The sequence below is a fragment of the Desulfofundulus thermocisternus DSM 10259 genome, assembly GCF_000686645.1.
GTDB classification, from domain to species: Bacteria; Bacillota; Desulfotomaculia; order Desulfotomaculales; family Desulfovirgulaceae; genus Desulfofundulus; species Desulfofundulus australicus.
Genome location: NZ_JMLG01000048.1, coordinates 1 through 1,123, shown reverse-complemented (window position 1 = coordinate 1,123; position 1,123 = coordinate 1). Strand labels below are relative to the sequence as shown.

At 53.0% G+C, this 1,123-nt stretch carries 1 protein-coding gene; it reads left to right on the top strand.

Going from position 1 to position 1,123, the window contains the following annotated elements; all coding sequences use genetic code 11:
• The coding region (locus BR83_RS16150) for a DDE-type integrase/transposase/recombinase (RefSeq protein WP_034635625.1) at nucleotides 1-1,068 on the top strand (1,068 nt) is incomplete at its 5' end.
• Between the last annotated feature and the right edge of the window lie 55 nt (nucleotides 1,069-1,123).

Here is a 1,123-nt window from a genome sequence, read left to right as displayed (position 1 = left end):
CTTTTCGGCACCCTGCTTTATGAGGAACTGGTCAAAGACGGTGTGTTCACGCCGGACAGGCTCTCTTTGTCCACCTTCTACCGTTTTCTGGCCCAAAACCCGGACCTGGCCGCTGATAGCCGCCCCGATGCGGAGGAAAAAGAGGTCAAACGGTTTTCCCACCAGTGGGTGAATGAACTCTGGCAGACGGATATCATGTACGGCCCCCGTTTAAAGGCAGGCCGGGCCAAAAAGCAAACTTACCTCATTGCTTTCATCGACGATGCTTCACGTCTGGTTACAGCAGCCCAGTTCTGCTGGGAACAGAACTTTACAGCGGTAAGGACCGTTTTAAAAGAAGCAATTTTAAAACGGGGCATACCGAAAATGATTTACACCGATAACGGAAAGGTTTACCGCTGCGGTCAGCTGGCCATGATCTGTGCCGGCCTGGGGTGCACTTTACTGCACACCGAACCTTTTGCTCCGCAGGCCAAGGGTAAAGTGGAACGTTTTTTCCGCACCGTCAGGATGCGTTTTTTAAGCCGCCTGGAACCGGACAGGATTAAATCCTTAGAGGAGTTGAACCTTGCTTTCTGGCAGTGGCTGGAGACGGATTACCAGCGCAAAACGCACAGTGCACTTGGTATGAGCCCCCTGGATTACTTTATGTCCCAGGCACATGCGGTGAAAATGGTTTCCAACCCGGTCTTTTTAGACGAAAGCTTCCTTTTGCGGGTAACGCGCAAAATTAATCACGACGCTACCTTCCCATTAGATAACATACTCTACGAGACGGACCAGCAGTTTGCCGGCACACGCCTGGAAGTCAGGTATGAACCCGAGTGGCTGGGAAACCCCGCCCGCCCTGTGCTGCTCTACAAAGACGGCCTGAAAGTGGGCGAGGCCAGACAGGTTGATTTCTATGCCAACGCGCAGCTGAAAAGGAGAGGCCGCGGCCGCCCGGCCCTCAAAAATACCGATACCGGCCCGGAAGATAAACCTCTAACCCCGAGTATCAGTGAGATTCCGGTACCAGCCGTCTCCTTTGCCGAACTGCTCAAAAGTGAAGAGGCGGGTGAGAAGTGATGTTCACCCAGTTCTACGGGTTGAAGTTCAACCCTTTCAGCAAGGAAGTGCCTTT